Genomic DNA, 12,788 nt, shown 5'->3' with positions numbered 1-12,788 from the left:
AAATGAATTTATCGGAGGGGTTACTCATGATCGGATGTTCAGTCTATCTTGGTACAGAACCATTTCACATACACGAAGAGCGGCTCCGCGCGATGCAGGCAGCGGGATTCCGCTCGATTTTCACATCGCTTCATGTACCGGAGAACGACGCATCGGCCTATAAGGAGGAAGTCCGGCAGCTCGGTGCGCTCGCGCGTGGACTCGGCATGGAACTGATGGTGGATGTCAGCCCGACCGCTCTCGGAAATCTCGGTCTGTCGTTCGAACAGGCGGACCAGCTGACGGAATGGGGCATCAGCGGACTCCGGCTCGATTACGGGATCGCGCCTGAAACGATTGCAGCACTTTCGCAGACGATGCGCGTTGCGGTGAATGCCAGCACCGTCACACATGATGAAATTGCGGCCATGAAGGCAGCTGGTCTGAACCTGGAGGCAGCGGAGGCATGGCATAATTTTTATCCGCGTCCCGAAACGGCTCTTGGCAAAGAGGAATTCACGCAGCGCAATGACTGGCTGCACGAAGAAGGTCTGACGGTGATGGCGTTCGCCCCGGGCGACGGTGCGCTGCGGGGACCCTTGTTCGAAACATTGCCGACACTCGAAAAACACCGCAGATCGTCTCCATTTGCTGCCTGCCTGGAGCTCTTGCGGGATACAGGAACGGATAAGGTGCTGATCGGCGACCCATCACTGAGCGGGGCATCCCTTGCCCAATATGCGGCTTATGGGGAAGGCATCATTCCGCTGCGTGCCGACAAGGCGGCAGAAGCTGACGGGGAAGCACTGAACCGTGCGGAGACCGTCCATACGAACCGCCCGGACAGCGCCCGGGATGTCATCCGCTCGACCGAATCCCGTCACGCAGCGATGGCATCCGGCCTCAACGTCCCTGTCCGTAACTGCACAGACCGATCCACAGGCTCCATCACCGTCGACAACGAGCGCTACATGCGCTATCAGGGGGAGCTGCAAGTGACGAAACGGGATCTGCAGCAGGACGAACGTGTCAATGTCCTTGGCCGTGTCGTTGAAGAGGATCTGCCGCTGCTCAAGTATATCGGCGGCAGCCAGAAGTTCCGCATCATCTGGCAATGATCATATTTACAAATGAAACCTCCAAGTCAAACACCGCCCGGTCAGATACAGATGACCGGGCGGTGTCCGTTTACAGCATAGTGTCGTCGTCCGTCTTCTTTTCAGTCTTTGTATGAGGATCTGAAAAGTCCGGTTCCTCCCCGAATTCCGTATTGAAATCGGGACGTGTGTACGATGTGTACTCGGAGCCGGTATCTGCCGCATCATCGGTTTCAAAGAGCAAGCCGATACAGACGATGCCGCTGAGGCCGACCAATGTGTAGACGATACGTGCCAGCACGGCATCCTGACCGCCGAACAATGTCGCGACCAAATCGAATTGGAAGAGGCCGATCATCCCCCAGTTCAATGCGCCGATAATGACAAGTGCCAATGCAATCCGTGTAACAATCCGCATGGGGTCATCTCCTTTAGCATAGTGGGATATCTTCCGGTTCCGGAAAACGATCCACCCTTACTATTTGCCGAATCCTGGATTTCATGCATGGAATGAAGGGAAATGCAGAACCTGGATGAAGAACCGTCCTGCTGACTGCCGGTTACCGTAAAAAGCGGCCGGGCGGATGGGGCAGTCTGCGTAAATTGGCCTCAAGGCGTTCCTCTTCTGCACGGAGCAGCAGCATGTGCAGGCGGCCGGCCTGTTGATGGATCGTATGTATGGACGCCGGTGCTTCTATTGAAAGACCGGATGAAAATGTAAGGACGGTCTTCTTTTTCTCCAGGAAGGAAGGCGTAAAGAAGTGATTGAACACCCAGACGCATGTTGAGTGGCGGGAAGAGCTTGTGGGGAACACGCCGATCCCGTCAGTAAGGATGAACGGAAGTTTCTGCCGTGACTTCAATATGGCGGCGGCTTCGCGTTTGCGGGCGGTTTTCGCTGAACCGCCCGCAAGGCAGGCCTGTTTCAGCAGTTCCACAGGCGCCTGTCTGGAAATGTATGTCCCGTGCATCGTCAGAATCATCGATCGGTTCCCAAGGTCATCGGAATATCCGGTCAGTGCTAATGCCTGACTGTCGAGCATGTAACTGTCACAAAGCATGCGGGTCATTCCCTTCTGCAAGTCGATGATTCCATTATACAAGTTCCGGCTCGATCGGACGGGAGATGTTATCGACAGTTTTCGACAGCGGAGCTGCCTGTCTGTCGCCAAGTAGCGCTCTGTCACGCCGTTTCAGGTGCTGGAACAGCGGGTAATTCAAGAAATAAACGAATTGGAAGGAGTCTGCCCGTGATGCCGTTCGATTATGAACTGGATTATAAGGAACTGGACTTGCGCCAGCACCCCGAACTGTACCGGGTCGGAAAAGGGGAACAGGGCGTCCTGCTCGTGGAACCGTATAAAAGTGAAATCCTGCCGTATTGGCGGTTCAAGACGCCGGAGATCGCCGAAGAGTCGGCGAATAAAATCTCCGAGCTGTTCGAAGAGTACAGGAAGGACGATGATTTTGTCGGGATGGACATGGCCCGCAAGTTCATCCAGATGGGGTATACGCGGGCCCGCCGCTATACCAACTACAAGGGTGGTCGGAAGTATAACGAGGACGGCACTGTAAAGCCGCGTCAGGAAGATCCGGAGAAGGCTGCTTCAGCTGCTATCTTCAAGGAACGCTGGGATGCCATCCGGGCGGATGAGGATTATCTCCGCAGGAAGAAAGAGCATCAGCGGAAGTATGGGTGAAAGCGGCCCCGCAGGCAGCCGTTCCCGAATTACAGGAAACGGAAAAAGGAGGAGGAAGTATGTACACGTTTCAGCATGCAATGCTGCTGGTCAATGACAACTCAGGTGCAGAGCGTACGGAACACAGGCTGACGGATGTCGTGCCGTCGCTGTCCAACATGGCGAAACGGCTGACGATCGCCCGCCCCGAGAACGAGGAGGAGTCGCAGGCATTGTGCAGACAGGCCGGAAAATACGACCTGTTCGTCATCATGGGCGGCGATGGAACTGTCCATCACTGCATCGACGTTATCGCACAGCTGGACGAACGGCCGCTGCTCGCCGTCCTGCCGGGCGGCACGTCGAATGACTTCTCCCGTACAATCGGCATGCCGCAGGACTTGGAGGAAGCTGCAGAATCACTCACAGGCGGAAAAATAGTCGAAACGGATGTCGGACGGGCCGGAAGCCGGCACTTCATTAACTTCTGGGGGATCGGCCTGGCCGCCGCCACGTCGAAGAACGTGGACTCCGGCACGAAACGGAATTTCGGGCCGCTCAGTTACATGACGAGCACGCTGCGGACACTGAAAGAGGCGGAATCGTTCCCGTTCGAAATCGTTGCCGACGGGGAACGGCTGATCGGAGAGGCGATCGCGATTTTCGTACTGAACGGTTCGTCGCTCGCGACAACGCCGATCCCGATCGCCGGCATCACGCCGTTCGATGGTGAGCTGGACCTGCTCATCTTCCGGAACACAAACCTGGCCACGCTGCGTGAACTGATGTCCTTGCGGAACGAAGACACCGACAATGCCGATCTGGACACAATTGAGTACGTCAGGGTGAAGCAGCTGAAAATCCAGGCGGCCGGCCAGCAGCTCGCCGATATGGATGGAGAACTGTACGAAGAATTGACGGGGGAGATACAAGTCTTGCCGGGTCATCTCCGGCTCCTCGTCCCTGAGACCGACATGGCGGAAGAATGACTGTCGCGGCTGGTGAGAAGGGCAGGGAAACGATCCACGAAACGGGGATTTTGCTCATGAAACTGTGAAAGTGATCATAAACAGGAATGCTCATAAATGACAACGAAGCGCTCATAACTTCACATATACGCCGGGCAACGGGGCCGCGGCGAAGGAGTTCTATGCCGCTTCGGAGCACTGGAACCGCCAGCGCTCATAAACTGCTGGAAAGTGATCATAAATTTGCAATACCGCTCATAAACCGGCCAAAGTGATCATAAATCGAGGATACCGCTCATAAACCGGCCAAAGTGATCATAAAATCAAATTCCCGCTCATAAATGCTGCCGAAGCGCTCATAACTTCACATATCCAACGGGCGGCAGAGCCGGGTGCCTGTCACAATCCTGATAACTACAAAAGACACACAAAGCCGCCAGCGGCCTGTGTGTCTTTTTGTTATCTGAACAGCTGTGCGGCCTTCACGGCCTTCTGCCAGCCGCCATACAGTGCATCGCGTTCCGGAGCATCCATCTGAGGCGTGAATTGTTCGTCCCGCAGCCAGCGTTCCTGGATCTGCGAACAGTCTTCCCAGAAGCCGACCGCCAGTCCGGCAAGATAGGCGGCTCCGAGAGCGGTCGTTTCCCTGATGGACGGCCGTTCGACCGGCACATCGAGCAAGTCGGCCTGGAATTGCATCAGGAAATCGTTCGCCACCGCGCCGCCATCGACACGAAGCGACTTCAAGGAAATCCCCGAATCCGCCTCCATCGCATCCAGCACATCTTTCGTCTGGTACGCAAGCGACTCGAGCGTCGCACGGATGAAGTGCTCTTTCGCCGTCCCGCGGGTCAGTCCGAACACAGCCCCCCGCACGCCGCTGTCCCAATGGGGTGTCCCGAGACCGACGAAGGCGGGAACGACATAGACACCATCCGATGACGTCACCCGTGCGGCATACGCTTCGCTCTGCTCGGCCGTCCGGATCATCCGCAGACCGTCCCGCAGCCATTGGATAGCGGAGCCGGCGACAAAGATGCTGCCCTCCAATGCATACTCGACCTTTCCGTCAAGTCCCCAGGCAATCGTCGTCAGCAGACCGTGCTCTGAGTGGACGGCTTCCTCACCGGTGTTCATGAGCATGAAGCAGCCTGTTCCGTATGTGTTTTTCACCATGCCCCTATCGAAGCAGGCCTGACCGAACAGGGCGGCCTGCTGATCGCCCGCAATGCCGGCAATCGGAACAGCGCGGCCGAAGAACCGGCTCGGTTCGGTGTGTGCATAGATTTCCGAGGATGGCCGGACTTCAGGCAGCATCCGGCGGGGGACGTCAAGCAGCGCCAGCAGTTCGTCATCCCACTCCAGCTCATGGATGTTGTACATCATTGTCCGGGACGCATTCGAATAGTCGGTGATATGCGCAGCGCCGCCGGACAGTTTCCAGACGAGCCATGTATCGATCGTGCCGAACAGCAGCTCGCCGCGTTCTGCGCGCGCACGTGCTCCTTCCACATGATCGAGGATCCATTTCACTTTCGTGCCGGAGAAATAAGGATCGATGAGCAGTCCGGTCTTGTCGCGGATCAGTTCCGAATGCCCGCCGGCTTTCAGGTCTTCACAAATATCCGATGTCTGCCGGGATTGCCAGACGATTGCATTGCAGATCGGATTGCCGGTCTCCTTATCCCAGACGACGGTCGTTTCCCGCTGGTTCGTGATGCCGATACCGGCAATTTGATCGGGGGAGAGATTCTTTTCGGATAAAACACCCGCGATGACGGACAGGATGGAACTCCAGATTTCAACCGCATTATGTTCAACCCAGCCCGTCTTCGGGAAATACTGCTTGAATTCCTGCTGGGCTGTATAGACAGCTTCACCATCCTGATTGAACAGGATTGCCCGCGAGCTGGTCGTCCCCTGGTCGAGTGCAAGCATATATTGTTCGCTCATCATGAATTCCTCCTATCTTCCGTCTTCCAATTCTTATGCAGCTACATGTGTTCAGTGTAGCACACCCCGTGTCGGAGGATTTAATGAAAAAACCGCATGAAGGCATCGCTTCATGCGGTCTGTCAGCCCTGTTGTTCCAATGGGACACTTATGATCTGCGATTATTCAGGTCCGGATCGATTCCGTGCACTTCTTCGTCCACATCGGATTGCTCCAGCTTTCTTCGGTATTCTTCCTCTTCAATAGCGGCCTCTTCCTCTTTCACAGGGAATGTCTCTTTCGGTTCATGTGTCTGACCGAAACCGGGAGCAGCTGTATCGGAAAGCCCCGAACGTTCGTCGCGCATTCCGCTGCCGCTCAAGGAACCTGTCTCCGTACGGCGACCCAGGTCTCCATCGACATTAACGGACCCCGTCTCACCGCGGCGATTGACCTCGACATCTTCACGGCGCAGCGTTTCATCGACATGCTCCGTATCCGTGACGGTTTTCTTGTTGATGACGATCTCCTCGGTGACGACCGGTTTTTTTGTCACTTCGACTTTTTCTTCAGTGACAGGCACGCGGATCGTCTGGTCGTCGAACGATGCCGATTGCTGTGTACCTGTTTCGTCAGCTCTGAACACATCCTGGCTGACAGGGCGGCGCTCGATCGTCACTTCTTCATGCTCGACGGGGATATCAGTCGACACGTTCCGCTGGCTGACGTTCTTTTCCAGCTCCACTTCGCCTTTCTTGACGGTCTGCTTGTCGACTTCCAGACGCTCCTCATGCAGATCCATTGTTTCCGGCACCTCTTCGGTCGTGCGGTCATAGGCGCCGCTGCCGCTGCGCAGCCGTTCCGTGTTTACGGTGTTTCCGCGGCTATCCTCCGTATGATCATAATCTCCATGCAGATGCGCTTCGTTGTTGACGTCGGACGCCGCCATGCCTGTCAGGTTATCCAATCCGCCGGTTGTATTATTCGCGTGTCTGGCTGAACGGCGCATCGAAGCATCAGCCGTTGTATCCCGGTCGGCTGCACCATAGGCCGGGCCTGTCAGATCTCCGCCGGCAATCGAGGAATCCGTCATTGCGGCGTCCGTCATGCCGGGGTCAGCCATTGCAGCCGTCTCAGGCGGGACGGCCGCCGCTGCTTCATCTGCTGTGAGCGAGTTCGCGCCAAGGTTCGGATCCGGCGCTGTATCTGCACCGGCACTGTACCGGTCCGTATTCCCGCGGTACAGATCCCCCGCTTCGCCTTCATCGACATAGAGCACGAGCCCGCCGTCGTGGATATCTTTTGTATAACGTTCTTTCTCCGCTTCCGAAAGGCCGAGATCATCGAACAGATGATGGACATGGTCTTCGCCTGTCATGAAGTTCATGAACTTATCCACCCATGACTCATCTGTCGTTTTGACTTCCGCATCCGTCCGTTTCTGCACCATTCGGACCGAATCATCGTTTTTAGCAATTACATAGATATTGTCGTCAGGTGTCCCTGATGCTTTCAGTTCCTGGATTTTTGCGTACAATTCTTCTTCATTGTGAAATGTCCCTACAAATCGCTTATCGTCATTCATTTTCAACTTCCTCCTCTGATGTTTTATGATTTTATTAAAATGATGCGTTAGGAAATAGATACCCGGGGTTGAGAGATTGAAAACCTGATATAGGAACGGAAATGAAATTGAAACAGTTCTGTCATGGGAAATTCCGGGCAGCCGGGTATTCTGCAAGCCGGCTGTAAGTCCACGCGCCGGACACGCATTTCCAAGTAGGCACGGGGCTTCCAGTTTGGTACACTTGTCACACATCTGTAAGACTGGCAGAACAGTTTATGAGTTAGGGAGTGGAACTATGGAAAATCTTGCGCTGATCAGTGTGGTGGCCGTGCTTGCGCTCGGCATCTTTTCACAGTGGCTCGCGTGGCGGATCCAATGGCCGTCCATCGTGATCATGTCGATTGCAGGTCTGCTGATCGGGCCGGTCTTCGGGCTGATCATTCCGAAGGCGGCCCTCGGAGACCTATATGGACCGCTCATCTCGCTGGCGGTTGCTGTCATCCTGTTTGAAGGCAGCTCGAATCTCGATATCCGCGAAATCAAGGGGATTTCGAAGTCGGTGTTCCGGATTGTCACGATCGGTGCATTCCTCGCATGGATCCTCGGATCCGTCGCAGCCCATTTCTTCGCTGGCCTTCAATGGGAGATCGCTTTCATCATCGGCGGGCTGTTTGTCGTCACAGGACCGACTGTCATCATACCGCTTCTGCGGAATGCCAAATTGAAGTCACGGACGGCTGCGGTTCTGAAGTGGGAAGGGATCATCGTCGATCCTGCCGGGCCGCTCCTTGCCCTGTTCGCCTATGAAGTCATCAAAGTGCTGAGCAATGACAATCTGACGATGAGCAGCCTGCTGAGCTTCTTCGGCGGTGCCTTCCTCGCGGTGCTGCTCGGACTGGCCAGCGGTCTGCTGATCAGTATCATGGCAACGAAAGGGCAGTTCCCGGAATATCTGAAATCACCGATCGTCCTCGCGTTCGTCCTGCTCTGCTTCATGCTTGCGGAAGTGATCATGCATGAGACCGGAATGCTTGCGGTGACGGTGATGGGACTCGTGATCGGCCGTTCCAAGCAATACGTTTCATCCATCGGGAATCTCGGACATTTTGTCGAAAATGTATCCGTCATGCTGACATCGACCGTTTTCATCCTGCTGACAGCGTCACTTCCGCGGGAGACGATCGCTCAGATGTTCACGTGGCCGATCTTCGCGTTCGTTCTGGTCACATTGTTCGTCGTCCGGCCGCTGTCCATCTGGATTTCCACAATCGGGACGGAATTGGAGCGTAACGAGAAACTGCTGATCGGCTGGATTGCGCCGCGCGGAATCGTTGCACTTACTGTCGCGGGGTACTTTTCCAGCATTCTTGTTGAGGAGGGGTATGAAGAAGCGAGTCTGCTGACGGCACTGACATTTGCGCTTGTCATCATTACGGTGTGTGTGCATGGATTCACCATTGGACCGCTGGCGAAGCGGTTGCGGTTAGCGAGCAGCGCACCACCGGGGATCCTGATGGTCGGCGCAAGCAGTTTTTCAGCCGCACTCGGTGCCCAGCTGAAAAAGATGGGAATCCCTGTACTGGTCATGGACCCGTCGCAGGGCCGGCTGAACCTGGCCGCCGCCAAAGGGGTCGAAACGTTCGAAGGGCAGATCCTGTCAGAGCAGGCGAGGTTCGGCGTCGATATGACACCGTACAGCACAATCCTTTCGCTGACGGGGGATGCTTCGTATAATGCGCTCATCTCCCAATCGTTCGCGCCGGAGTTCGGGTTCAACAATACGTTTTCACTGCCTGTGGCACAGCATCATCAAATGAACGATTCCGAACTGCCGATCTCCTTGAAAGCACATCTGCTGTTCAAGGAAGATGCGACATTCTCCGAACTGAACAGGAAAATCAATACGACGTTCGAGATCGGCGAAGTGCCGGTCGGGGAACTGAGCGAGGACGAGGAGTGGAGGGCGAAGCTGCCTGAACAGGTGATTCCGCTGTTCATCGTGAAGAAAAATTCCGCCGTGGATTTTGTCACACTCAGCAAGCGGATCAGTCTGGACGAGAGCGACCGGCTTGCCGTCCTTATGCCGAAACAGAAAAAGGAGCAGCCCGTCTAAGCGGCTGGCTCCTTTTTTCACACAATGTCGGCAACACGTCCGGATTGTTTCTCGAGTTCCGAGGCCGAGTTGGCCAGGTTGAGGAATTCCGAGATCACGTCCTCCACTTCCTTCTTGCAGTCATCTATATGGGACTGGGCATTCTTTGTCCCGTCACTGATGTGGGCGACTTCTTTCGTCATCGCTTCGATCCCGTCACGGACTTCGACGATGGACGCTTCGACATTGGAAGAGAGCTTGCGGACTTCCTTCGCGACGACGTCGAAGCCTCTGCCGTGTTCGCCGGCACGTGCCGCTTCGATGGCGGCATTCAGGGCAAGCAGGTTCGTCTGTGCAGCGATGGCCCGGATCGTTTTGACAATTCCTTGGATGTTTTCGGAGTATTTCTGGAGAAGTGCCAGTGTGGACGTGTTCTCCTGGGACACTTCGGAAATGGCGGCGATCCGCTTCAGGAGGTTTTCATTGCTCGCACGGCCTGCTTCGGCTTTGTCGGTCAATGCTTCCGCCATCTCTTTCAGCTCGGAGACGACTTCGACGGACAGCTGCTGCCGCTTCGTCACGTTGGTCGCCACTTTGGTCACTCCGAGGACGGTCCGCCCGTCAGTTGCGAAAACCGGCATATAAGTCGCTTCGAGCCAGACGGCACTTCCGTCTTTCGCCTTCCGCCTGATCTTTCCTGATGAGGCGCTCCCTTTCATCAGGTTCCTCCATAATTCTTCATACGCAGCACTCGCAGCATACTCCGGGAAACAGATCCGCTGGTGGTGCATGCCGATCATCTCTTCCGGCCGGTAGCCGACTGCGGACGCGAACTTTTCGTTGACATAGGCGACCCGGCGGTCCGTATCGAAACGGATGATGGCGAGGTTCCCCTCGAGGGCGTTGACGACTAACTCGTCAGAAACGTGTTCAGCTGTGGCGTTCAATGAATTTCCTCCTGCCTGATGTTGTATTCGATGGATAATCTTCCAATCATTCTACCATATGACCTAGTCGGAAAGTAGAAATACTTTCCGAGTCCTTGGATTTATAAGATTTCCATGCATATTATCCCTGTATGATTTACGTTGCATTGGGGAAAATGGATATAAGATGATCATGTGACATTGGATACAAGTCAAAAGTCTCATGCTCGACCTAACAATCTATATACCCGGCTTTCTTAAAACGAAACAAAAACAGGACCTGCCATGTTCGGCAAGTCCTGTGTTGTTATCCGGTCTTCACTTCGTGCCGGGTTTTTCATCCCGTTCGTAGAAAAAGTCTCCGCGCATCGGCTGTTCAGCCAAGCCTTCTTCTTCATGTCCGTCATTCCGGTTCACTTGGTTTTGGAACTCCTGCCGGCGGCGTTCCTGTTCCGGATCCAACCCGAGTTCGCCGGTCAGGTCCGTGATCTCCGCACCGTTCGTGATTGTATCATCAGCGGCTGAACTGTATTCCGGCGGCCGCAGACCCCAATCCTTTTCCGGATTATCGGGCCCTCCGTCCGTATCTGCTGCTGTCTCACCGAACGCCGGCTGTTCAGGCGGACGGCTTACGCCGTCTCCCGGCGGTGCGACCCATGTGTCCTGGCTGCGATCCGGTTCACTTTCCAAGGATGCCAATCCCTCTGCTGTTTCCATCTCCTGATGCTGGCCGTCTCCGTGGATGTGCTGTTCTTCGACGAGGAGCAGCATATGGCCGTCATTGACATCCTGATAGAATCCGGCACGCTCGTTATCACTGAACCCGAGATCATCCAGAAGGCTGCGGACCCGGTCTTCACCGGTCATGAAGTCCATGAATTTGTCCAGCCATGATTCGTGGGTCGTCTCGATCTCCGCGTCTGTCCGCCGCTGCAGCATTTTCACATCATCTTCCCGTTTGGCCACGACATAGATGTCCCGGTCGTCATACCCTTTCGTCTTCAGTTCCTGCACCGCAGAGAGCAGTTCCTCTTCTGTTTCATACATGCCGATGAACCGTTTGCCGTTTTCCATTATGTGATGCCTCCTGTCAGATTACTTGTGTACTGACAGAATACCCTCGGCGGGACTGCGGGAAACCTGGAAGCCCCGTTCACCTGATATTCGGATCAGACATACGAAACGGCAGCAGGGAATGGATTCCTGCTGCCGTCAACGCTGTCAGTAAGCGCCGTACAGTTTCTTTTCGAAGTCTTTCAGTGAGTGGACAGGGGAGATGCCCTGGCGTTTCAGCTCGTACCGGTTGTCGCCGAGCTTCACATTCCCCGGATTCGTTGTGAAGGCCATCCGGATGCCGGAAGCTGCGATCGCCTGTTTGCTCTCGGTGTTGAACTGGCCGAATGGATAAGCAAGGTACCGGATGTTCGGATCCTGCATATTCCAGGCCTTCGAGACTTGGAACCGGCCGAGTTCGATGTCGGCTTTGATATCCGCAGCACTTGAAGACGTCAGGTATGGCTCCCGTGTGCCGGGTCTCCGGAGGTGCATGCCATGCGTATGATGCTGAAATGAAAACACATCCGCTGTTTCCCGGATTTCCTTCAGACCGAAGTACTGGAATGCCTGATCATCCCACGGCTGCGCCTGCTGCTTGATGCGCGACGTGATGAGGAACGAAGTCGCCTGGAACCCATTCTCCGACAGGACAGGATATGCGTATTTCTGAAGCGACAGCAGTCCGTCATCGAACGTCAGCAGAACGGTTTTGTCCGTCAGGTTCTTCCGTAGCATGAGCCAGTTGTCCAAGTCTTCCGGTGCAATGGTTTTCCAGCCGTTCTGCTTCAAATAGTTCATCTGCTGCAGGAACGGGGCATAGTCGATCACCATATTGTTGTGGGCAAATGGCGTGGCGGCACGCTTCTCGACTATATGATGGTACATGAGGACCGGTATTCCCGGATCCGCTTTGACCGTGCTTTTCGGGATGAATCCTTTGCTGCCGCCGAAGTTCACGGCGATATGGGTTTTTGTCTCTCCGATCACCGGCAGCCGCTGTCCCGGATTGACATAGCCGAGCCGGAAACCGCCTTTCAGGGCGCTCGCTACGGACACCCGCTTCTGGGTGATCATTGTTTTACGGCCCTTCGGCAGGGAAGCGCCTTTTTTTACAGCCGTCGATGCGATGACCGATGACGGCACAGCGAGCTTGTCATTGCCGAAGACGAGATATGTATACCGGTCGTCCTGTCCGGCCAGCTCATACGGGACGCCCGCCATGAAGGTCGCTGTGCCTGTCAGCGCCTCTCCTTCTATAGTGTAGGCACCCGAGGCTTTCGATAGTGTGACTTCCGATGAAGCGGCAGCCGCTCCAGGTGAGGCAGCGAGGGAACAAAGTGCGGTGAACAGACCGGCTGCAAGGAGCGTCCGGTATTTCTTCTTAGACACATGCAACATTCCTTTTCCTATATTTCTGCTAAATATTTCATAATACGACTATCATTCAGTGTACCACAATAGTTTCATTGTTTTGGATGTAATTAGAAAATAG

The 12,788-nt window shown here is 55.1% G+C and carries 11 protein-coding genes; 4 read left to right on the top strand and 7 right to left on the bottom strand.

Going from position 1 to position 12,788, the window contains the following annotated elements; genetic code table 11:
• Positions 1-26: 26 nt before the first annotated feature.
• Positions 27-1,097, top strand: a complete 1,071-nt coding sequence (locus BN1190_RS12500) for a DUF871 domain-containing protein (protein ID WP_040287353.1) — start codon at positions 27-29, stop codon at positions 1,095-1,097.
• A 70-nt stretch (positions 1,098-1,167) separates the two neighbouring features.
• On the opposite strand, the gene BN1190_RS12495 is transcribed toward BN1190_RS12500, so the two are convergent.
• Both BN1190_RS12495 and BN1190_RS12490 read right to left on the bottom strand, forming a co-directional pair.
• The gene (locus BN1190_RS12495) at positions 1,168-1,494 is read right to left on the bottom strand and encodes a DUF378 domain-containing protein (RefSeq protein ID WP_040287352.1); all 327 of its coding nucleotides are present in this window, start codon (positions 1,492-1,494) and stop codon (positions 1,168-1,170) included.
• A gap of 142 nt (positions 1,495-1,636) precedes the next feature.
• Positions 1,637-2,158 carry a competence protein ComK gene (locus BN1190_RS12490; protein ID WP_082023401.1) on the bottom strand — a complete coding sequence of 174 codons (522 nt, stop codon included), beginning with the start codon at positions 2,156-2,158 and terminating at the stop codon, positions 1,637-1,639.
• Positions 2,159-2,329: 171 nt separating this feature from the next.
• Here BN1190_RS12490 and BN1190_RS12485 point away from each other — a divergent pair, with 171 nt between their 5' ends.
• On the top strand, positions 2,330-2,776 hold the full coding sequence (locus BN1190_RS12485; RefSeq protein ID WP_040287350.1) for a DUF4385 domain-containing protein: 447 nt from the start codon (positions 2,330-2,332) through the stop codon (positions 2,774-2,776).
• A 59-nt stretch (positions 2,777-2,835) separates the two neighbouring features.
• Complete coding sequence (locus BN1190_RS12480) at positions 2,836-3,744, top strand: diacylglycerol/lipid kinase family protein (protein ID WP_040287349.1); 909 nt, start codon at positions 2,836-2,838, stop codon at positions 3,742-3,744.
• A gap of 438 nt (positions 3,745-4,182) precedes the next feature.
• On the opposite strand, the gene glpK is transcribed toward BN1190_RS12480, so the two are convergent.
• Together glpK and BN1190_RS12470 are read right to left on the bottom strand one after the other, a co-directional pair.
• Positions 4,183-5,676: a glycerol kinase GlpK gene (gene glpK / locus BN1190_RS12475; RefSeq protein ID WP_040287348.1), complete on the bottom strand. Its 1,494-nt coding sequence runs from the start codon at positions 5,674-5,676 to the stop codon at positions 4,183-4,185.
• A gap of 148 nt (positions 5,677-5,824) precedes the next feature.
• On the bottom strand, positions 5,825-7,240 hold the full coding sequence (locus BN1190_RS12470; RefSeq protein ID WP_052461859.1) for a YsnF/AvaK domain-containing protein: 1,416 nt from the start codon (positions 7,238-7,240) through the stop codon (positions 5,825-5,827).
• A 277-nt stretch (positions 7,241-7,517) separates the two neighbouring features.
• On the opposite strand from BN1190_RS12470, the gene BN1190_RS12465 reads away from it, so the two are divergent.
• Positions 7,518-9,335, top strand: a complete 1,818-nt coding sequence (locus BN1190_RS12465) for a cation:proton antiporter (RefSeq protein ID WP_040287347.1) — start codon at positions 7,518-7,520, stop codon at positions 9,333-9,335.
• A 17-nt stretch (positions 9,336-9,352) separates the two neighbouring features.
• On the opposite strand, the gene BN1190_RS15325 is transcribed toward BN1190_RS12465, so the two are convergent.
• The 3 genes from BN1190_RS15325 to BN1190_RS12450 form a co-directional block, all read right to left on the bottom strand.
• Positions 9,353-10,261: a methyl-accepting chemotaxis protein gene (locus BN1190_RS15325; protein WP_040287346.1), complete on the bottom strand. Its 909-nt coding sequence runs from the start codon at positions 10,259-10,261 to the stop codon at positions 9,353-9,355.
• 297 nt (positions 10,262-10,558) lie between these two features.
• Positions 10,559-11,314 carry a general stress protein gene (locus BN1190_RS12455; protein ID WP_052461858.1) on the bottom strand — a complete coding sequence of 252 codons (756 nt, stop codon included), beginning with the start codon at positions 11,312-11,314 and terminating at the stop codon, positions 10,559-10,561.
• Between the two features lie 147 nt (positions 11,315-11,461).
• Positions 11,462-12,685 (bottom strand): polysaccharide deacetylase family protein, encoded by a 1,224-nt coding sequence (locus tag BN1190_RS12450; protein WP_179860785.1) that lies wholly within the window; start codon positions 12,683-12,685, stop codon positions 11,462-11,464.
• Positions 12,686-12,788 lie beyond the last annotated feature (103 nt).

Source organism: Sporosarcina koreensis (assembly GCF_000826145.2).
In the GTDB taxonomy this organism is placed as follows: Bacteria; Bacillota; Bacilli; order Bacillales_A; family Planococcaceae; genus Sporosarcina; species Sporosarcina trichiuri.
This window is presented reverse-complemented; position numbering and strand designations above follow the sequence as displayed.